Origin of the sequence: Olsenella phocaeensis, from assembly GCF_900120385.1 — a bacterium.
GTDB lineage: Bacteria > Actinomycetota > Coriobacteriia > Coriobacteriales > Atopobiaceae > Olsenella_I > Olsenella_I phocaeensis.
Map to the genome: position 1 here is coordinate 1,883,267 of NZ_LT635494.1, position 20,361 is coordinate 1,903,627.

Annotated in this window: 17 protein-coding genes and 1 pseudogene; 11 read left to right on the forward strand and 7 right to left on the reverse strand. The window is 62.1% G+C overall.

Annotation, left to right across the window (positions count from 1 at the left end):
• The 4 genes from BQ7388_RS09075 to BQ7388_RS09090 form a co-directional block, all read right to left on the reverse strand.
• Window positions 1-272, reverse strand: a 272-nt coding sequence (locus tag BQ7388_RS09075; RefSeq protein WP_159430832.1) for an AAA family ATPase, incomplete at its 3' end; no start/stop codon positions are given.
• A gap of 3 nt (window positions 273-275) precedes the next feature.
• The gene (dnaN, locus tag BQ7388_RS09080) at window positions 276-1,379 is read right to left on the reverse strand and encodes a DNA polymerase III subunit beta (RefSeq protein WP_072500315.1); all 1,104 of its coding nucleotides are present in this window, start codon (window positions 1,377-1,379) and stop codon (window positions 276-278) included.
• Between the two features lie 236 nt (window positions 1,380-1,615).
• On the reverse strand, window positions 1,616-3,133 hold the full coding sequence (locus BQ7388_RS09085; RefSeq protein ID WP_062531529.1) for a DnaA/Hda family protein: 1,518 nt from the start codon (window positions 3,131-3,133) through the stop codon (window positions 1,616-1,618).
• Window positions 3,134-3,217: 84 nt separating this feature from the next.
• Entirely contained in the window at window positions 3,218-4,231 is a 1,014-nt protein-coding gene (locus BQ7388_RS09090; protein WP_072500316.1) for an ATP-binding protein, read from the reverse strand.
• 379 nt (window positions 4,232-4,610) lie between these two features.
• Between BQ7388_RS09090 and rpmH the strand changes: the two genes are divergently transcribed.
• From rpmH to BQ7388_RS09130, 8 genes are all read left to right on the forward strand, one after another.
• On the forward strand, window positions 4,611-4,745 hold the full coding sequence (gene rpmH, locus BQ7388_RS09095; RefSeq protein ID WP_009278282.1) for a 50S ribosomal protein L34: 135 nt from the start codon (window positions 4,611-4,613) through the stop codon (window positions 4,743-4,745).
• A gap of 7 nt (window positions 4,746-4,752) precedes the next feature.
• Window positions 4,753-5,073: a ribonuclease P protein component gene (gene rnpA, locus BQ7388_RS09100; protein ID WP_062531531.1), complete on the forward strand. Its 321-nt coding sequence runs from the start codon at window positions 4,753-4,755 to the stop codon at window positions 5,071-5,073.
• 1 nt (window position 5,074) lies between these two features.
• Window positions 5,075-5,317 carry a membrane protein insertion efficiency factor YidD gene (gene yidD, locus BQ7388_RS09105; RefSeq protein WP_050796709.1) on the forward strand — a complete coding sequence of 81 codons (243 nt, stop codon included), beginning with the start codon at window positions 5,075-5,077 and terminating at the stop codon, window positions 5,315-5,317.
• Between the two features lie 19 nt (window positions 5,318-5,336).
• On the forward strand, window positions 5,337-6,095 hold the full coding sequence (locus BQ7388_RS09110) for a YidC/Oxa1 family membrane protein insertase (RefSeq protein WP_072500317.1): 759 nt from the start codon (window positions 5,337-5,339) through the stop codon (window positions 6,093-6,095).
• Between the two features lie 53 nt (window positions 6,096-6,148).
• Window positions 6,149-6,736 (forward strand): Jag family protein, encoded by a 588-nt coding sequence (locus BQ7388_RS09115; RefSeq protein WP_072500318.1) that lies wholly within the window; start codon window positions 6,149-6,151, stop codon window positions 6,734-6,736.
• A gap of 111 nt (window positions 6,737-6,847) precedes the next feature.
• Entirely contained in the window at window positions 6,848-7,579 is a 732-nt protein-coding gene (rsmG, locus tag BQ7388_RS09120; protein ID WP_072500319.1) for a 16S rRNA (guanine(527)-N(7))-methyltransferase RsmG, read from the forward strand.
• A 131-nt stretch (window positions 7,580-7,710) separates the two neighbouring features.
• A complete protein-coding gene (locus BQ7388_RS09125; RefSeq protein WP_062531534.1) occupies window positions 7,711-8,511 on the forward strand; it encodes a ParA family protein in 801 nt (266 codons plus the stop codon).
• On the forward strand, window positions 8,504-9,373 hold the full coding sequence (locus BQ7388_RS09130; RefSeq protein ID WP_072500320.1) for a ParB/RepB/Spo0J family partition protein: 870 nt from the start codon (window positions 8,504-8,506) through the stop codon (window positions 9,371-9,373). The genes BQ7388_RS09125 and BQ7388_RS09130 overlap by 8 nt, the downstream gene beginning before the upstream one ends.
• Window positions 9,374-9,686: 313 nt before the next feature.
• Here BQ7388_RS09130 and rlmN read toward each other — a convergent pair whose 3' ends face one another.
• On the reverse strand, window positions 9,687-10,754 hold the full coding sequence (gene rlmN, locus BQ7388_RS09140; RefSeq protein WP_062531537.1) for a dual-specificity RNA methyltransferase RlmN: 1,068 nt from the start codon (window positions 10,752-10,754) through the stop codon (window positions 9,687-9,689).
• A 113-nt stretch (window positions 10,755-10,867) separates the two neighbouring features.
• On the opposite strand from rlmN, the gene BQ7388_RS09145 reads away from it, so the two are divergent.
• Window positions 10,868-11,833, forward strand: a complete 966-nt coding sequence (locus BQ7388_RS09145; protein WP_062531538.1) for a D-alanine--D-alanine ligase family protein — start codon at window positions 10,868-10,870, stop codon at window positions 11,831-11,833.
• 17 nt (window positions 11,834-11,850) lie between these two features.
• Window positions 11,851-14,796, forward strand: a complete 2,946-nt coding sequence (locus BQ7388_RS09150) for a helicase C-terminal domain-containing protein (protein WP_062531539.1) — start codon at window positions 11,851-11,853, stop codon at window positions 14,794-14,796.
• Window positions 14,797-14,801: 5 nt separating this feature from the next.
• Here BQ7388_RS09150 and BQ7388_RS09155 read toward each other — a convergent pair whose 3' ends face one another.
• Together BQ7388_RS09155 and BQ7388_RS09160 are read right to left on the reverse strand one after the other, a co-directional pair.
• Complete coding sequence (locus BQ7388_RS09155; RefSeq protein ID WP_062531540.1) at window positions 14,802-15,755, reverse strand: helix-turn-helix transcriptional regulator; 954 nt, start codon at window positions 15,753-15,755, stop codon at window positions 14,802-14,804.
• A complete protein-coding gene (locus BQ7388_RS09160; RefSeq protein ID WP_062531541.1) occupies window positions 15,748-16,725 on the reverse strand; it encodes a helix-turn-helix transcriptional regulator in 978 nt (325 codons plus the stop codon). The genes BQ7388_RS09155 and BQ7388_RS09160 overlap by 8 nt, the downstream gene beginning before the upstream one ends.
• Before the next feature lie 168 nt (window positions 16,726-16,893).
• On the opposite strand from BQ7388_RS09160, the pseudogene BQ7388_RS12405 reads away from it, so the two are divergent.
• Window positions 16,894-20,361, forward strand: a pseudogene (locus BQ7388_RS12405) (hypothetical protein); the annotation flags it as partial.

The following is a 20,361-nucleotide window of genomic DNA, read 5'->3' on the forward strand; positions in this document are numbered from 1 at the left end:
GAGGTCGCCGTGCACTCGAGGTCGACGACGCGGCCGTTCCCCTCGAGGCGCAGGCGCGCCCGGCCCTTGCTGGCACCTTCGCGGACCAGCTGTCCCGGCCTGGGACGCCGGAAGGAGTAGCCTGCGGTCAACAGTTGCAGTGCCTCGACGGTGTTGGTCTTGCCCATGGCGTTGCGTCCCACGAGCACCGTGAGGCCCTGGCCGAGGCCCAGGTCCTGCTCGGGGAAGTTCCTCCAGTCCGTGAGGCTGAGGCTGCGGGCCAGGAGTCCCACCAGCTACATCCTCACGGGCATGAGGAGATACAGGTAGTTGATCTTCGAGTAGGACTTGAAGATGCCCGGCTGCATGGCGCTTTGGAGCTCGAGCGTGATGCTGTCCTGCCCCGTGGCGGCGTTGACGCAGTCGAAGACGTAGTGGTAGTTGAGGGCGATTGCCATGCCCTCTCCCTCGACCTCGACGGGAAGAAGCTCGGTGGACTCCCCCTGGTCGGGGGAGGAGGCGCTGAGCTTCAAGACCTTGCCGTCGGCGTCTATGTCAAAGCGCACAGAAGGGTTTGCCAGGGCGATGACGGACACGCGCTTGAGGGCGGCCGCGAACTGGGGGACGTCAATCCTCACGGAGGTCGTGCAGCTGGGGGGCAGGAGCTGGCGGTAGTTCGGGAAGGTCCCGTCTATCTTGCGCGAGACGTAGGTCGTGTTGCCAAACGAGAAGACCACCTGGCTGTCGGTGATGCCCACCATGACCTCCTCGGTCATCGAGGGCAAGGTCAGGACGTCGTGGAAGGTGTTGCCCGGGACTATGGCCACGAAGGCCTCGTCGACCGAAGAGGTCTCGGTGTTGGAGTCGCACACCGCGAGGCGGTAGGAGTCCGTCGCCACCAGCCTAATGGTGTTCTCCTCGACCGAGAGGAGGATGCCCGAGAGGATGGGCCGCGAGCTGTCCTTCGAGGTCACCTTGTAGACCTTGTCGACCATCTGGGAGAGGAGACCGCTCGGGAGCTCGATGGATCGGTCAGGGGAGAGGTCGGGGAACTCGGGGAAGTCGCCCGCCTCGAGGGTGTTGAGGCGGAACTTGCTCTTCTCGCATGAGATGAGCACGGTGTGTCCGGCGCCCTCGAAGCTCACGGCGCTGTCGGGGAGGGTCTTCACGATGTTGGAGAGGATCTTTCCCGAGAGCACCGTGGCGCCGGCCTCCTCCACGTTCGCCTGTATCTTGTGGCGGATGGAGATGGTGAGGTTGGTGGTCTGGAACTCGAGCACACCCTCCTCGGCCTTGATGTAGACGCCCGAGAGGATGGGGAGCGTCGAGTTGGAGGCCATGCCCTTAGAGACGACCGCGAGGGCACCTGCCAGTGCCGACTGACTCACCGAGAACTTCATGAGCGACCCCTTCTATGGCTATTAGTACTTTTTTCTTATTAAGAGACAGTAGTAATAATAGAGCCTGTCGAAATGTTCAATACTTCTTAAACCTGCTGGTAGAGCCTATCGTCTCAAATGTTCTGCCAGAGGCTGCCACTCAACAATCCAAACAATCGGCCGACGTGTGGAAAACTCCTTCTACAGCTTTTGGGACTTATCCACATGAAACCGACGACCTTTCTTCCACTTTTCCACTACCCTCCGTCGCAGATGCCGTCGTGGAGGGTCTGGATGCGGTCTAGGAAGAGGCGGTCCTCCTTCTTCGTGCGGTCGACCCACGCGATGCTGTGCTTGACCGTCGCATGGCTCCGCCCGCCGAAGCGCTTCCCTATGTCGGCGAGGGTGTTGTCCGTCAGCTCCCTGGTCATCCAGATGGCCACGTGTCGTGGCTCCATGAGCTCCTTGTTGCGCTTCGAGCCTATGAGGTCGCTGTGGGCCACGTCGTAGTAGCTCTCCACGGCCTTCTGGATCTGCTCGACGGTGACGACCCTCTGGCCCGTGGGCCACTTTGCCGCCGCGAGGCGCGCGATGTCCTCTCGCGTGAGCGCCTCCCCCTTCCTCTCCTTGCGGAAGGCATAGAGAAGACAGGTGTGGACGAAGCCCTCGATGATTCGGATGTTGGTCCCCGCGCGCTCGGCCATGTACTTGCGCATGTCCTCGGGGATGTTCCCTCCGAGGTCCGGCACGTGCTCGACGGCGGCGTCCTGCCGCATGCGCTCGTAGAAGGTGTTGATGAGGCTGAGCTTGAGCTCGTAGTCGGGCACCTGGACGCTTACGGTGACGCCGGAGTCCATGCGGCTCGTCTCGCGCTCGTCGAACTTGCTGTCGCCCATGCCAAGCTGGGAGGGCGAGCGGTCCGCGGCGCAGACTATCTGCTTGCCGCGGTCCATGAGCGCGTTGAAGGTCTCGAAGAAGAACTTGATGGTGCCCGCAGCGGTCATCATGTTCTGGACGTCGTCGATGATGAGCACGTCAACGCCCTGATAGCGCTCGGTGAGCGCGCTTCGCGCGTCGAGCTTGTCGTCGTTCCAGCCTATGCGGTACTCCTCTATGAACTCGCCTGCAGTGCGGTAGACGCAGAGGCGAGAGGGGTCGTTCCTCACTATGTAGTTCTGTATCGCCCTCAGGAGGTGAGTCTTTCCCAGGCCGCTCTTCCCGTAGACGAAGAGCGGGTTGTAGCTCTTGTTCTCGCCGTTCGCGACCTGCTTTGCGGCCTCGTAGGCGAGCATGTTCTCCTCGCCGGCGACGAAGCGGTCGAAGGTGAGCTTGGAGTCGAGGACGCTGGTGTCGTTCTGGAAGCTGTTGTTCCTCCGCCGCCCTTGCGGCCTCTGGGCCTTCTGCCAGCCTTCGTCCTGTCCCTGCGCGGCGACGGGTTCCCCCGAAGAGCCGGCAAGTCCGCTCAGCTCGTCGGGAGTCACGGTCGCGTTCGTCTGGATGGCGGCGGGCGCGCTCTCCTGCAGGAGTTCGACCACCAGGCTCACGTGCTGGAATGCCGCCTGCTCGAGGCATTCCTCAATGAGCGGGGTCTGCTGGACGATCTTCCTCTGGGCGAATCCCATGCTCGTCGCGATGTGAAGCTCGCTTCCGTCAAAGGCGGTCGCGTCACAGCTCCTGAGCATGGCGAGCGTCGCCGGTGCCACGCTCTTGGACGCCAGGAGCCCCAGCACGTCGTGCCAGAGTATCTTCGCGTCCGACTCTTGTACGGGATCCATGCCTCACCACTTGTCTTCGGGGATGAATGTTGAAAAGTGCATCCCATTATATGATGAAAACTCCCGAAGACGTCTGCCTCGGTCCTATATGCCCGCCGCTATCGCCCTTCCCGCCTCCGTGAGGCCCCTCTTCTGTCCGCCGGCCCTCTTTGACACGAGGCCCGCCTCCTCAAGCGCCTTGAGCTCCCTCGTCCAGGTGGGTTGCGAGCTGCCAAAGCTGTTCTTGAGTTCGGTGGGCCCCACCAGTTCGTGGACCTGCAGGTACTGGAGGATGACGCGGCCCCTTTGGGAGATGTTGAGCCCTCCTACCAGCGTGCCTCCGCCCTGGGGAGGGACGACCGGCGTTCCCTGTGTCGCAATTCCCGTCTGTGCCGTGGGAGCCATGGGCTGCGGCATCGACTGCCATGCTGGTTGGACGTACCCCGGTACGGGCATGTAGCCCGCCTGTTGTTGTGCTGGTTGGTAGGCATAGGGGTATGCGAATGCCATGGGGGGCTGTGCCTGGGTAGCGACGGGAGACAACGGTTGGAGCGGCATCCCCTGACCCATCTCTTGCTCCTCCCCGCGCTCGAGCATGGAGATGGTGACCACGGTGCCGCCCTTGATGTTGTCCTCGATGCTCAGGTAGCCGCCTCGGTCCTCCATGTACTGCTGGGCGTAGGGCAGGCCCGACCCAACCCCCCTTATGTACCGCTTCATCTCCTCCGTGGCAGAGCTGGTGCCGTATTCCAGGGCACGCCCCTTCTCGGCTATGCCCGGCCCCTGGTCAGAGAAGCGAATCGTCTCTCCCCCGTCGAGTATCGACACCGTGGGCTGCGCGAAGTAGGCGTGCACGTAGTTCTCGACGACCTCGCGTATGACCATGAAGGGGATGCTGCCACCCTGCTCCTTGCAGAGTCGTGCTACGGTGGCGGTTATCTCCTCGAGGTAGGTGCGCACGTCAGAGGGCTCCACCACCACGACCCTCGGCGCGGCCGCCGCGTCGTCGTATACGGCGATTCGCGCCGGGAACCTCACGACGAGCTCGTCCGCTCCCCCTCTTTGGTCGTCCTGTTCGCTTCCCTCGTTCTGCACGAAGGGATAGAACGGGTGAGACATGCGCGCTTCCTCGCTTTTCGACATTCATTCATCCAAGGATGAAAACATTCACGAATGAATTTCAACAAATGAAAGTTTTCAACAGGAGATGAAATGTTGTAGATAACTGCGTATTAGTAAAATCATGTGCTGAAAAATAATAGCAGCTAGAGGTGAACTATTCGGCAATTTTCACTGTTGTCTGAATGATTTCATACGTCTCCTGGTGACTTGTGCGTCGAACGAGACGCATGCCCATCAAATTACTTGGTCGTAAAAGCGTAAAATGGGTGAATTGTTCGCCCCATAGAGCCAAAATTGACTTTTGTTGGGGCGGACCCCTACAATCTTATGGCTTGACGCTATAGGTTCGTTTATATGCTCCCAGGAGGATTCAGACATGAAGCGCACGTATCAGCCCAACAAGAGGAAGCGCGCCAAGACCCACGGCTTCCGCGCTCGTATGGCCACCAAGGGCGGCCGCGCGGTTCTCTCTCGCCGTCGCGCCAAGGGCCGCAAGCAGCTCACCGTCTAGGATTCCGATGAAGACCATCAAATCCAAGAGGGATTTTGAGAGGGTCTTCTCTGGCGGGAAGCGGGTCAACCATAGACTCGTTCGCATGACAGTGCTCGAAGATGGCGAAGGCGGCTTGGGAAGAGTCGCCTTCGTTGCACCTAAGCGCTTGGGCTGTGCGGTCTATAGGAACAGATGCAAGAGGGTCTTGAGGGAGGGTGCCCGCAGAGGTGGTCTCCCCTTGGCTGGTTACGACGTCATTCTCTTTGCCACGGGCCGCACCCACCAGAGCAGCTCGGTGGAGGTGGGAGAGGCCATTGCCTCGCTTCTCGCCCGCATTGGTGACTAGGATGCCTGCCGTGCGCACAGGGGCGAGGGGTCTCGTCGCGGACATGCTCCTCGCCATCGTGAGGGGCTACCGGCACTACGTCTCTCCCCTCTTCTCCCCCCATTGCATCTACTCCCCCACCTGCTCGGAATACGCCATCCAGGCGATCGAGCGCTATGGCGCGGCACGGGGCGGCCTCCTTGCCGTCCGTCGCATCCTGCGTTGCCATCCCTTTCACAAGGGCGGGTTCGATCCCGTTCCCTAGTCACTAGCCCGGAGGAACCATGTGGGATTGGTTTATTAGCTTTCTGACGAACGTCCTTGCCAGCCTCGCCCGTCTCACGGGCGACTGGGGCGTGGCCGTCATCATCCTCACCTTCATCATGCGCCTCATCGTCATGCCCCTCATGACCCGCTCAACTGCCTCGAGCGCGCGCATGCAGGCCCTTCAGCCCAAGATGAAGGAGATTCAGGACCGTTATGCGAACGATCGCGAACGCCAGGCCCAGGAGATGCAGCGCTTCTACTCCGAGAACAAGTTCAATCCCCTTGGTGGCTGCCTTCCGGTGCTGATCCAGATGCCGGTCTTCTTTGCGCTCTTCACCGTCGCCCGCAACGTGCCCGCCGAGGCGCACTTCCTCAACATCATGCCCTCGCTCTCCCAGTCCGCCTCCGGCGCCCTTGCGGCAGGGGGTCTGGCAGGGGCGCTCATCTACATCATCCTCGACATCGCCTTCGGCATCCTGACCTTCGTTCCCCTGGTCATGAACCTCAAGAACACCGGCGAGGACCAGCGCCAGCAGACCCTGATCATGGGGGTTATGATGGCCATCATGATGCTCTGGTTTGGCTGGTCCGTGCCCGGTGCGGTACTGCTCTACTACGACACGTCCGCAATCTGGCAGGTAGTCCAGCAGAAGGTCGTCACCCAGCGCGTCATGGACCGCGTGAAGGCCGAGACCGAGGCCAAAATGGCCAACCAGCCCGTCCAGGTCGACGTAGTCCGCAAGGAGCGCAAGCCCCGTCCCCACAAGAAGGGCTAGCCTCCCTTGTCTCTTTGATTACTTTTTCTGCCCTAGGAAGATGGAGGTTTGACATGGAGGAAGAGGAGAAGCTCACCCTTGAGCCCAGGCCTTCCGATTCCGCGGATGTCGAAGTCGCGAATGACCGCTTCTCTGCCGTGAGGGAGCGCTTTGAGTCTGGTGTCGAGCTAGAGGATGCGGATGTGGACCTCATCGCAGACACCGCCGTCGGCTACCTCAAGAGCCTGCTCGCCTTCTTTGGCGAGACCTCGCCCGTCATTGACGAGTACGACGGCGACGAGGGGGAGCTCATTCTTGACGTGAGCGGTGGTGACCTTGCGGTTCTTATTGGTCGTCACGGCCGCACCCTTGATGCGCTTCAGATGGTGCTTTCTTCTTTTATGAGTAATGAACTTAAGTTCCACTACCCGGTAGTAGTCGACATCGAGGGATACAAGACTCGCCGTCGAGAGAAGATAATGTCCCTCGCCCGTTCCGCTGCAGCACGTGCCAAGCGCCAGCACGGACAGGTGAGCCTTGCTCCCATGAATGCCTATGAACGGCGTCTCGTTCACCTCGCCCTTGTCGATGACGTCGATGTCAGCACTCATTCTGAGGGCGAAGACCCCGATCGAAGGGTTGTCATCACCTTCGTGCGCTGATTGCTTAAAGCTGTCCATGTCGGATAATTTGGGGGAGAGGTTGAAGCCTCTCCCCCATTGTTTTGACCAAAGTTCTTGTCTGAGAAACTTTTGTCAGAAAGGCCAAACTACATGAGTCCCATTGCGGATCCGACCCAAGACCTCATCTCCCTTGCCCTTTCCTATGGCATTCAGCTCAACGAGCAACAGGCAAGTCTATTGTTGCAGCACTTGCATCTGCTGCAGGAGAAGAACAAACAAATCAACCTCACGAGAATCGTTAGCACCAAGGATGGACTATTGCGTCATATCTTGGACTCGCTTCTATTTCTGCTGCCTCTTGATTCACATGGTATTGCTAAGAATGACCTCTACGTTGATTTGGGTACAGGTGGAGGCTACCCTGGCATCCCTCTTTCCATCATGCTCCCCTGCCGCAGCATCCTTGTGGACTCGGTCACCAAGAAGTCGAAGGCGGTCGATGAGTTCCTTCTTGAACTTGGGTTGTCAGATCGCGTGCATACGAGTTCACTTCGTGCTGAAGAGCTTGCTAAGGAGATTCCAAATGCTGCGAGTCTGGTCTCAGCTCGGGCGCTTGCCCAGCTCTCCGTTTTGATTGAGTACTCTTCTCCCCTACTGAAGGTAGGTGGCCTTCTCATATCTTCAAAGGGACGAATTGAGTCAGATGAAGTCAATCATGCACTTCATGTCGCACCACTTTGCGGAATGAAGCTTGTTTCACGTGAAACATGCGAACTACCCCTCGATCAGGGTCATAGGGAGATTTTTACGTTTGAAAAAATTGGGAAGGCAAAGTTGAACCTGCCAAGACATATTGGTATGGCTAAGAATAAGCCGTTGTAATGAGAGGAACGTTTCACGTGAAACAAAAGAACTGAATGATAGGGGACTTGTTTCACGTGAAACAAGTCCCCTATCATGAATGAAGCCTTTGAGACACGAAGCAAAAACAGACGGGCTATGAGGGAGGATTTGTGGGATTCAAGGATATAAAGAGGGCCTTTCCAGATAGAGAAGCAAAGGTACTAGCAATAATCAACCAAAAAGGTGGGGTTGGTAAGTCGACCACTGCCGTGAATCTTTCCGCAGCCCTAGGTGAACAAAAAAAGAAAGTCCTGATAGTAGATTTTGATCCTCAAGGGAATACCTCATCTGGCTTCGGGATTGAGAAAGAAGAGCTGGAACACGATATTTACGATGCACTGTTGCATGACTATCCCATCGAGGAACTTATAGAAGACACAATAGAGCCTCATGTCTTCGTAATACCAGCCACGATACAGCTTGCAGGTGCAGAGATAGAATTAGTCTCGGTTATGTCGCGAGAAACGATATTGAAGAGCGTACTCGAGGGAATCAAAGACGAGTTCGACTACGTCTTCATTGACTGTCCCCCGTCGTTGGGGCTTCTTACGATCAATGCGCTGGTTGCGGCAAATGCGCTGCTCATCCCCATACAATGCGAGTTCTATGCCTTGGAGGGCGTGACTAAGCTCCTTGAATCGATGAAGATGGTCAAAGCGCGCTTGAATCCTGGATTGGATGTCTTTGGCGTAGTAATGACAATGTACGATGCTAGGACAACTCTTTCAAAACAGGTTGTAGAGGAAGTTCGTAAGTACTTCGGGAACAAGGTATTCAAAAGCATCATCCCTAGAAGCGTGAAGCTTTCGGAAGCGCCGTCACATGGCCTTCCGATAAATATGTATGCGCGCGTAAGCAAGGGTTCTCTCGCCTACATGAAGCTTGCAAGGGAGGTCGTGCGTCGTGGCTAGAAAAGGTGGGCTCGGAAAGGGCCTCGAGTCACTCATGGGTGGTGCCGATGCGGAAGTGAGCGCAATCACGCCGTCATCAACACTGCCGCTTAGTCAAATAAAGCCTAACAAGGGCCAGCCGAGAAAGAAGTTCGATCAGCAGTCACTTGAGGATCTCTCTGATTCAATCAAGAAAAACGGGGTCCTACAACCCATCCTTGTGAGGAAAAAAGGTGCAAACTACGAGATAGTGGCAGGGGAGAGGCGCTACCAAGCTGCGAAGCTCGCTGGTCTCGAAGAGATTCCAGTAAGCATTCGAGAGATTAGTGACGATGAGGTCTTCCAACTGGCACTCATCGAAAACTTGCAGCGTTCCGATCTTGATCCCATTGAGGAGGCCCTGGGATACAGGAAGCTCATCAAAGACAACGGCTTTACGCAGGAACAGCTCGGAAAGATACTTTCCAAGTCCCGCTCGGCCATCGCCAACTCGCTTCGCCTGCTTGACCTACCCCAGGAAGTCCAGGACATGATGGCGGACGGAAAGCTCACCGCTGGGCATGCAAGGGCGATCCTTGCCGTGGCAGGCGAAGAGGGGAAGCTCAAGCTGGCGCAGAAGGTGTTAGAGCAAGGACTGAGCGTCAGACAGACAGAAAACCTTGCCCCATTGTTTTCTGGCAACAATGAGACGGGGGAGAAGCCTAAGAGAGAGCTGGTGCCCCAGTCGTTCAAGCGGGCCCAACGACAGCTTCGTCTTGCATTGGATACCAACGTAAAGGTGAAGAGGGTTAGGAACAAGAACAAGGTAGAGATAGAGTTTGCGGATGAAGAGGAACTTGCGCAGCTCGTCGATAGGCTGAGCGGCGGAATGGAAGCATTGTAATGACCCATCTGAGAAGAACCATTGCAGCAGTGGTAGTCCTATCTGGCGTGAGTCTCCTCTCATTTCACCTCCTGCTCAACGAGGAGGCACGGAGGTCGGTCAGGGACATGACCGAAACAGTGATGAGCTCAGCTCGTCAAGTGTCCGGACTCATGGAACGAGTCACGGGAATGGTCATGGAGGAAGAAGTGCCGACCCAAGACGTAGAGCAAGAATGGATACGTCTGGGCCTATAGGTCTCTTTTGACATAAGTCGATGCCCCGTACTAGAACAAATGTTCTAGTACGGGGCATCGCGTCTTGGAAGGAAGAATCAAGCCATACGATCGATGTTTTGCTTGAGCTGCCCGCAAGCGGCATCGATGTCTGCGCCGCGCGAGTTCCTAATGGTTGCCTCCACGCCCACGGAGTTGAGCCTACGGACGAACTCCTGCGCGCGAGCGTCGGATGTCGGGCGGAACTTGCTGCCCTTCACCTCGTTGAGTTTGATCAGGTTCACGTGGGCCAGGTTGTCCCGACAGAAGTCACAGAGGGAGGCAAGCTCCTCCTCGCTGTCGTTAACACCCTTGATGAGTGCATATTCGTAGGTGGGCCTGCGCCCCGTCTTGTCCACGTATTCGCCCATGATGTCATAGAGGTGGAGCAGGGAGTACTTGCGCACGCCTGGCATGAGCATGTCTCGTGTGCGCTGCACGGCAGAGTGGAGGGATACGGCGAGGGTGAACTGCTCGGGTTCGTTTGCGAAGCGCTTGATCATGGGAATGACGCCACAGGTGGAAACGGTGAGGTGTCGAGCGCCGATTCCCGCACCCTCGGGTGAGTTGAGCCTGCGCAGCGCGGCGAGCGTGGCATCGTAATTCATGAGGGGTTCGCCCTGTCCCATGAGGACGACGCTCGTCACGCGCGTTCCGAAGTCATCGCGTACGTGCATGACCTGCTCGTATATATCTCCTGCCGTGAGGGAGCGCGTGAGGCCGGCAGCCCCTGTCGCACAGAAGGCGCATCCCATGGCACAGCCCGCCTGCGAGGAGGCGCAGACCGCGAGGCGATCCCTGTTGGGCATGCCCACGCACTCGACCGAAACCCTATCAGGAAAGCGCAGGAGGTACTTCCGACTGCCGTCAGCGGAGACCTGGCGTGCGACCTCCTCGACCCCGCCAAGGCTACAGCGCTCGGCAAGTTGTGCCCTAAGGGACTTTGGGAGGTTCGACATCTGCTCGAAGGAGCTGACGTTCTTCTCCCATATCCACTCCTCGATCTGCTTGGCGCGGAACTTTGGCTGCCCGAGCTCTTCCAGAAGGGAGAGGAGCTGTCCGTGGGACAGGCTGTGGAGGTCGACTCCGGGCCTTGTCCCACCAGCCGCGTTGTTGTCGTCTTGCATGTTTTGGACCCCTCAAACTGTCTGGATGCGAGGCAGGAGTATCCTCGTCATCTAGGTGTTTTTCCTGCAAGAAGAGTCTAGCGCACGGCGCTCGCGCCCTAAGGAGTCCAGGAATGTCGAAGACCGACGTTACACAAAGCAAGCTCGTGGTCCTTGCGGGCGGATGGTCCGACGAGAGGGAGGTCTCGCTCGAATCGGGCGAGGCTTGTGCGAAGGCCCTCGCCGAGGCGGGCTTCTCTGACGTCACTCTCCTGGACGTCGCCGCGCCAGATTTCGTGGCCGCGCTCGTCTCGGGGGGATACGACGTGGCCTTCGTCGCCATGCACGGACGTTACGGCGAGGACGGCTGCATCCAGGGGATGCTTGAGGTCCTGCACCTGCCTTACACCTTCTCTGGCGTGCTCGCATCAGCCATGGGCACGGAGAAGGAGGTTGCCAAGGCGATCTATCGCCAGGCGCAGATACCCGTTCCCGAGGGGGTGGACCTCCCTGGCGACGTCGCCCTAGCAGACAGCGAGGCAGAGGAGCTCGTAGCCAATCTCGGGCTTCCCGTCTTCGTGAAGCCCGCCGCCAACGGGTCGAGCTACGGCATCACCAAGGTCACCTCCGCGGGCCAGCTCGCCCGCGCCGTGGCGCGGGCAGGGGAGGGAGGATGCCGCGTCCTCATCGAATCCTGCGTAGAGGGGACGGAGATCACGGTTCCTGTCGTGGGAAACGAGGAGCCCGAGGCCCTGCCTGTGGTGGAGATCGTGACCAACGCGGAGTTCTATGACCTCAAGGTAAAGTACGAGCCATCCGAGCTCCACCACGTCATCCCCGCCCGCATTCCAGAGGAAAGCTACGCGAGGGCCCAGGAGCTGGCCATCCGCGCGCACCAGGCCCTGGGCTGCAGGGGCGCCTCGAGGAGCGACTTCATCGTTCGCGCCGACGGCACCCCCGTCATCCTCGAGACCAACACCATCCCCGGCATGACGGAGATGAGCCTGCTTCCCGACTCCGCGCGTCACGCGGGAATAAGCTTCCCGGATCTTTGCAAGCGCTTCGTGGAGCTTGCCCTCGAGGGCAACGACCAGGACTAGGGAGTGACGGGAGCAGCATGAGCGGGATGGGACCCCTGGCGTCGCCCGTCGACGAGATTCTCCTGCCGGGCACTCCGGAAGAGGTTGCCGAGCGCTATCGCAGTCTTGAGCGCCGTGCCACAAAGACCTCGTTTGACCTCCTCGAGGAGGACATAGTCGTCCTTGACACCGAGACGACGGGCCTCTCGTTCAAGGGCTGCGAGCTCATCGAGGTGGCCGCCGCCCGCCTGAGCGGACGCGAGGTGGTGGAACGCTTCCACAGCTTCGTGCATCCCCATCGACCCATCCCGTCCGAGATATCGGCGCTCACGGGGATATCGAACGCCGACGTGGCCCTCGCGCCCGAGGCGCCCGATGTCATTGGCAGGCTCGCGGACTTCGTCGGTGGAGTCCCCGTGCTTGCGCACAACGCGACCTTCGACAGGACCTTCGTGGAGTCCGTGCCCGGCGGCAAGGACGTGAGTGACAGTTGGATAGATACGCTAGCGCTCTCACGCATCGCGCTGCCGCGCCTCTCGACCCATCGCCTCGCCGACATGGCGCACGCCTTTGGCTGTGATGCGGTCACGCATCGCGCCATGGCGGACGTTGACGCGCTGTGTGGAATGTGGCGCGTCATACTCCTGGGACTCAGTGACTTGGGGCCCGGCCTCCTGGGTCGTCTCGCTGACATGCACCCCGAGGTGGACTGGCCCTTCCGACCCGTCATTGGTCACCTCTCCCAGGAGCAGGGACAGGCGACCTTCTCGCTGAGGCAGGCCAGGAGGGACCTGCTTGCCGGCGAGCGCCCAGCCATGAGGACGGAAGCGCCGGATGGGGGAGAGGAGCTCGTCTCCCCCTCGTCGGAGGAGGTGACGGCGCAGTTCAGGCGCGGCGGCCTGGTCGAGCGCATGTACCCGTCCTTCGAGTGGCGACAGGAGCAGGAGCAGATGGCCCTGGAGGTCAGGGATGCCCTCGCAAGCTCCTCGCATCGCTCTATCGAGGCGGGCACCGGGGTGGGGAAGTCCATGGCCTACCTGCTTCCCGAGCTCATGTTCGCACAGAGGAACAGGCTGACCGTGGGGGTCGCCACGAAGTCCAACGCCCTCACTGACCAGCTCATATCCCAGGAGCTTCCCGCCCTCGCGCGGGTTCTCCCAGATGGGCTCAGCTTTACGAGCCTCAAGGGCTACGACCACTATCCCTGTCTCCACAGGCTCGAGACCTCGACCTACGCCGAGCTGCCCCTCTCGCTCGTGGACGGCATGGGAAAGTCTCCACGGACGACGCAGTCCGAGATGCTCACGGCAATCGCGGTGAGCTACGCGTTCTGCCTGCAGTCCCCCCAGGGCGACCTCGACGCGTTGGGCATCCGCTGGCGCTACGTTCCACGGCAGATGCTCTCCACCACGGCCAACGAGTGCCTGAGGAACCGCTGTCCCTTCTATCCCAACGAGTGCCTGGTCCACGGCGCCCGCAAGAGGGCGAGCCAAAGCGACGTCGTGGTCACGAACCACTCCCTCCTGCTCCGGGACATCGACCTCGATGGACAGATCCTGCCCCCCATCAGTCATTGGGTGGTGGACGAGGCACACGGCTTCGAGGGCGAGGCGCGCCGCCAATGGGCGCGTGAGTTCTCGGGCGACCTGGTGAGGCGTGGCTTCGAGCAGCTGGGGAGCAGCAAGACCGGCACCCTCCACAACCTCATGGTCCAGGTTTCGGGTCTTGCCGAGGCGACCCTCTACCAGCGTCTTCTCACCAAGCTGTCCGCGTCGTCCGCCCGCGCCTCCGTGTCCTGCGCGGACTTCCTCCTGGCCTTGCATGGGCTTGCAGGCCAGGCAGATGGGTCGGGCGACTATGACCGCGTGAACGTCTGGATTGACGCGAGGCTGCGGGAGAGCGACGAGTGGGGGTCGCTGAAGCAGGTGGGCGACGTCTGCCTGAGACGCCTCGAGGAGGCGGAGAAGGACGCGCGAGAGGCGTTCGAGGCCCTGTCCGAGGCCGACGCTCCTCTGGCAGGCGACCTCAGGGCATCGACGAGCTTCCTGGGGCAGCTGGGGGAGTCCCTCTCGCTCGTCTTGGACGGGAGCGACCAGAGCTACTTCTACTCAGCAGAGCTCGCCCGCCGCAAGCGGGACATGCCATCAGAGCGCCTCGTGGCGGAGAAGCTCGAGGTCGGACCCGACCTGGCCGAGAGATGGCTGTCGCAGATGCAAAGCGTCGTGTTCACGTCGGCCACCATGGCCGTCGGAAAGAGCTTTGAGCACTTCGACCATTCCGTGGGGCTCGATGCCCTAGGGCCTGACGCCCATCGTGACCTCCGCCTCGACTCGAGCTTTGACTACGAGGACAACATGTCGGTCGTGGTGTGCAAGGACATGCCCCAGCCCAACGACCCACGCTATCGCGAGGCCTTGTCCCAGCTCCTCGTGGACGTCCACACGGCCATGGGCGGCTCGGTGCTCACCCTCTTCACCAACAGGCGTGACATGGAGCTCGTCTACCAGCAGGTGCTTCCCCGCATGCATGAGCGGGGACTTGAGCTGATCATGCAGGAGCGTGGCGCGTCACCGCGCAGGCTTCGCGACCAGTTCCTCGCCGACCGCTCCCGCTCCCTCTTCGCCCTGAGGTCCTTCTGGGAGGGATTCGACGCGGCAGGGGACACCCTCCGTTGCGTCGTCATCCCCAAGCTGCCCTTCGCCAGCCCCAAGGACCCTTTGGTGAGGGAGAGGGAGCTTCGCGAGGACCGCTCCTGGTGGCGCCATTCCCTCCCCGAGGCGGTTATCTCGGTCAAGCAGGCGGCAGGGCGGCTCATCAGAAGCTCGAGCGACACCGGCGTCCTCGTGCTCGCCGACTCACGCCTGGTCAGCAAGCGCTATGGGCGCCAGTTCACGAACTCCCTGCCCAAGCAGCCACCCTGCGAGCTCGAGTGCGGGAACGTGGGGGAGTACATCAGGATGTGGCGGGCGGGCCACGAGTCGTAGGGAGCTCACACCCGGCCCGTCTTTGTCGCGGCGGCGCGCAGAGCCCGCGCGGCCTCCCTCACCCTGGCCCTGAGGTCCTCGTCGCGTATCACCACGGAGCTTCCGCAGGCTGCGAGCCTGAGGGGCAGCCAGTCTCCTGCGTAGAGGGGGAGGGTCACGGAGGTCCTGCCCTCCGACTCTCCCGTCACTCGCATGCCATGCCAGGAGAAGAGCTCAAGGAGGCCCTGGTCGAGGAAGTCCACGGCAACCTCGCGCACGACCTCATGGCCCTGCTGCCCCATGGTCACCGCCCCTTTGTGCTCCCCCGTCGCGAACGGCCTGGGGTCGGCCATTCGGTCCAGGCGGAAGGTCCTCTGGGCCTGTATCTCGAGGTCCAGCGCCTCGAGATACCATGCCCCCTCCTCGGTCCTGAGCGTCTGGGGGATGACGCGCCTTTTCCTTGGTTCGGCATCGGCGGCGCCGCGATACCAAAAGCCCAGGCCATGACCATCGGCTATGGCCTGGGCGCAGAGGTCGAGGACGCTCGGCCTGCCGCTGACGTCCGGCCCCTGTGGCCGCCCTTCCGCGCCCGTTTCGCCGGTGGGAGAGAGGTAGGGAAGGACTCCCTGGTAGATTGGGTCATCCTGCGACATCCCCAGTCGTTCGAGCGCCGCCCGCATCGCCTCGGACTCGGAAGGGGTGAGCTTGAGCGGGTGCCCCTTGCGCTCGCTGTCGAATGCCAGGACGAGCTGGTCGTCGTCACCGAGGCCAATGGGGAGACCCATGCCCTCCTCGTCGTGGGCGGTGAGGGCGAGCTCCAGGAGCAGGCGCGCGTGCCGGGTGCTGCAGCCGAGTCGCGCGGCGACCGTGGATAGCGAGAGTGACCTACCCTGGGCCGAGAGGCTGCCCAGGAGGGCGGCCAGCTCGCGTGCCTCCTCGAGCCCGCCCCTCCTGCCTCGCCTGGAAGCCCCGCTAGGCATCGCACGCCTCCTCCACGACCCTGTCCCAGTGGTCGGCGACCTTCCGCGGTCCGACGGGCATCAGGCGATGCGCCACGCACCAGCGGGCGCACGCCTCGGGGTCGGAGTATCCGACCTCCCAGCATCGCCCCCCGCGCCCATCGACGTGCCTGCCGCGTCGGTCGAGTTCCGCGGCCACCTCCCCCTCTGTGCAACCCAGGTCTTGAATCGTGACCGTGCCGACCTCGGGCCCGATCTGGAAGGGGAGGCGCAGGTAGTCACCCACGCAGAAATCCGGGGGTATGCGGTAGGAACTGCCCGACACGACCCTCGCGGAGAGGAAGCGGTCCAGGCGGTAGACTCGGGGCTCCCTCCAGCTTCCGTCATCGCGGAGCTCCGAGGCGACGAAATAGCTCTGCCTCCTCAGGCCGAAGCTCCCATAGAGGCGCAGCCTCCTCTCCCTTGGCTCTTGGCCCCTTGCTTGGTAGGTGACCACCGCCTCCCGTCTCCCAGACAGGGCGGCGAGTAGGGGAGGTAGGAGCCCGTCGTCGATCCCGCTGCCAGAGAACAGCCGCTCGAGGCTACCGCTGGGACCAAATGATCCGTCGACCTTGGCCAGGGCGAGCCTCAGCTCGCTCCTATGCGGAAAGCTCGGGTCGTGAGTCAGGGGAGCGCAGGCGACGTCCAGCACCAGCGCATCCTTAGAGGAGAGGGACCCCCCTCCGGGGAAGGACGCGGCCTCGTCAACCTTCCAGAGACCGGGCTGTCCCTCGCTCGCGACGTTGACGAGGCTGAGGCCGCAGGCGGACATGGCCGCGCGGTCGCGCCTGAAGGCCTTTCGGAACGCCTCGTCGCTTGCCTGCGGGTAGTAGGTGTTCCGGAGCTCCTCGTTGGAGAGGGCGTGCTTGGCGTTTGAGAAGGCGAGGATCAGTCCCGCCACGCGCCTGGCCTGTTCGTCGTCCCTGCTCACCGTGACGAAATCGTCCTCCATGCGTCCTCCCACATCCGATGCCGTGCAGCGAGGCCTTGCCCCCGTGCGGGTAGCTGCCGCCTCCGACCCCCGAGCTGTGCTGGTAGAACAAATATGCATCATAAGACGTATACTCGGACGATAGGAAAGTGGACGATTCTCTCCCTGCTTCGGCAAAGGACGTATGGCATGGCAACGACGCGCAGCTACCTCGACTATCTCAACGACAAGGTGGACATCTCTCCGGCGAACAGCCAGGAGGAGCTAGACGCCTCCCAGCTGATCGAGTCGATCATGCAGGAGCACGGCCTCGACACGAGCCTGCAGGAGTTCGCCGCGCCCGCGGCGCCTGAGCTTCCGCGGGCGATACTGCTCGTGATCATGGTCATCGGCATGGTCCTCTCGGGCATCCTGGGCTCCGTCGTGGGCCTGGTCGGCCTCGCCCTGGTGCTTGTGCCGTCCATCCTCCTGGGCCTGCGCTTCGGTGGCCGGGACCTTATATCGGGCATCGGGACCCGTGCCCGCAGCCAGAACGTCATCGGCGTCCATCGAGCCAGCGGCCCCCTGGTGGTCAAGGGCAACCGTCCCATCGTGATCGTCGCCCACTACGACAGTCCCAACGAGGGGCTCCTCTTCCAGCCCCAGCTGGCCAGGTGGCAGCCGCTCCTCATGCGGTCGAGCCTCTGGTGTGGCATCGCCGTGGCCTTTTGCTCCCTGATTCAGGTCATCGCCATCATCCCCGCCTCAATCCGTCACGTCTTCTGGGTGTTGGGAATGCTGGCGGCCCTCCCCCTCCTCCTCGTCGGCATCGCGGGAATCTATGGTCGATTCGCCTCCTGTACCACCGGCGCCAACGACAACAAGGCCTCCGTCGCGGCCATGCTGGGCGTGCTGGACAAGCTGCGTCCCGCGGATGACGAGGCAAAGGCCTGGGCCGCCGCCCATCCTCATTCCGAGGGGGTTGGCGAGGGTCCTTCTGCTCCGCTCGAGGAGGAGCTCGAGGTAGAGAGTGACGAGGAGGCCTCCGAGCGGGCCTTTGCCTCTCTGGACGAGCTTCCTGCTGACAGGGGGGGAGAGGACGTCACTTCCACCGCTCCGTCGCCTGCTGATTCGACCGCGGCGGAAGGCCTCCACCCGGCGACCGCCGCCTTCACTCCCCAGGTGATTCCCGCGCCCGAACCAGAGGGTCCCAAGTCGGTCCGTCGCGGCGCAAGGCTCATTGAGGAGCTCCAGATTCTTCCCGAGAGTTGCCAGATCGTCTATCAGAAGCCTCCCGTGCCCCAGGTCGTTCTTCCCGACCTGCCCGAAATCGACGTCGACGGCGCTCTCCCCGGAGTTTCCCCGTCCGCAAGCGGGTCCACCAGCGAGATGGGGGAGACTTCGTCTGGGGCGGGGGCACGGCCAGAGCCCGGGGCCACCATGCCCGAGTTCATGGCACGCGCCAACGCCCGCATCTCCGAGTCGTCCCTCGAGGAGGAATCATCCGCGGACCCCGCCAAGGCCGCCGAGGGTGGTTCCACGCAGGGCTCGTCGACTGACGACGCCCTCATCGCTGACTTCGAGGTCATCGACCCCGACGCTCCTTCCCGCCCTGCCGAGCTCCTCGCCTCCGTCAAGTCGGCGCTCTCCCATGTGAGGGAGCTCATCCCTCGAGGCGAGCGCCAGGCTCCCAAGATCGAGCGTGGGGAGGAGCTGGCTTCCGGCCAGCCTGGGGAGCAGCCTGTCGTGCAGGTCGCGGATGGTCAGGGGACGGAGGCTGACGAGAAGGGCGAGTCCCTGCAGCCAGAGGATCCCAGCCAGACCGTCGCCACGCCCGCCGTGACCTATGAGGACGAGGAGGCACTGCTAGCGGAAGTCCACGCGCGCGCCGCAGGGGACACCGTTCCAAGCGTGTCGCTCGACGCCGCCGGACCAAAGGACGCACCTGGCATCACGGACGGACCCTCTTCCGATCCGCAGGGCGCCGCAGACGAGGAAGAGAGGGTCCTCGTGGCCGTGGATGCCGAGGGCGAGGAGGCTGACTCCGAGTCCGAGCTTGCAGACGCCCGTGACGAAGAGCCCCTGCCCTACGACGGCCCCATGGCGTCACAGTTCGAGACCCCGAGCGTCCATGACGTCGAACCCCGCAAGGTCGATCCCGCGAGCGTTCCCTCGATCAACGACGCCTACCTAGACAACGCAGCCATCTTCACGCGTCTGAAGGCGGTCCCAAACCCAGCCATCGCGCCCGTTCCAGAGCCAAACTTCGCCCACGAGCAAGATTCGCAGCTCGAGCCCCAGGTTGGCGGCCAGTCCTTACGGCGGGAGGATGCCTCGGCAGACCTGCAGCCCGGATTCGCGGCGGACGGCGCGGACGGGAGCGAGGCGGTTCAGGAAGGGACAGCGCTAGAGGGCGCTCCGCGGAGTCAGGACGAGCAAGCGGAGGAACTCGTCCCCGAAGAGGGGGCTCAGCCCGATTCTGAGGCCGTCCCCGTTCCCGTCACAGACGGCGGCCCGGCAACCGAGGAAGCCTGGGTGGACGGACCTCGGGCTGAGTCTGCGACAGCCGAGGTCACCGAGGGCGACGTCGAGGGAGAGGACGAACCACCCTGCGACTCCCAGCAATTCGACGGCGAGGACCTGCGTGAGGGATCTGCGGGAGCAGGGGAGCCTGACCAGCAGGCGGAGGTCTCCGAAGCCGGTGCCTCACGTGGCGAAGCGGATGCCCTTGACGACGGAGCTGCCTTCGAGGACGAGGCGGAGCCCTTGGTCCAGGATGTCGCGGAGCCAGGGCAAGCCACCTTGCCGGACGGTACTCGGCCGGCAGGCGCGGGAGCAGAGACCTTGGAGCAAGAGCCAGCGAAGGACGAGGCACCTCTCCCACGATTCAGCCTGTTCGCGCCCCTGCGCGACGACTACATCATGGATGCCGAGTTCGAGCGGCTTCCGGAGGACGGTCCGACCCCAGGGGCGGACGAGCTTGGCCAGACTATGGCCCAACCCGTGGTTGCCGACGGTAGCGACGAGCCGACCCTCGTGACCATGCCCGTCGCCGAGGACGACGTGGAGGAGAGGCCGATCGAGCGCGAGGAGCCGGAGGCGTCGACCGAGGTGGCACCCGATTCAGACGAGGAGATGCCGGTAGAGGGAGGGGAGCCGTCAGCTGCGGAACCCCTCGACGAAGCCGAGCCGGAGGACGACCGACCCGAGAGGGCCGTCGGTTACGTCCTGGGCGAGGAGCCGGCAGAGGTCGACCAGAGCGAGCTGACCCTCGACGCACGGCCCTTCGTGTCCGCAGAAGACGTCAGGGTCACGGAGTCGTCTGCTACCGGCGACCCCGCCCAGGAACTGGATCCCAACGCAACCGTCATCGCCCCCAACCTGAGTTTCATGGAGGACGAGGAGCCTAGCGAGGAGGAACTGGCCTCCAAGGACGTGTCGGGGTTGGACACCTATGCCATGGACGGCACCGAACCCCGTCCGGCAGAGCCTCGGCGTCCGGAGCCGACGGCGGTCGATGATCCCAACTGGGGCAAGAGCGAGTTCACGCCTCAGCCGGGAAACATCGCGCGCCGGGCGGTGCTCTTCGACCTTCCTGATCCGTCAGAGGCCACGCCCGACCCGCTTGCCCCCGAGGAGCCCAGCCCCACTCCCGCCCCGCGCGGCATCGACGAGGGA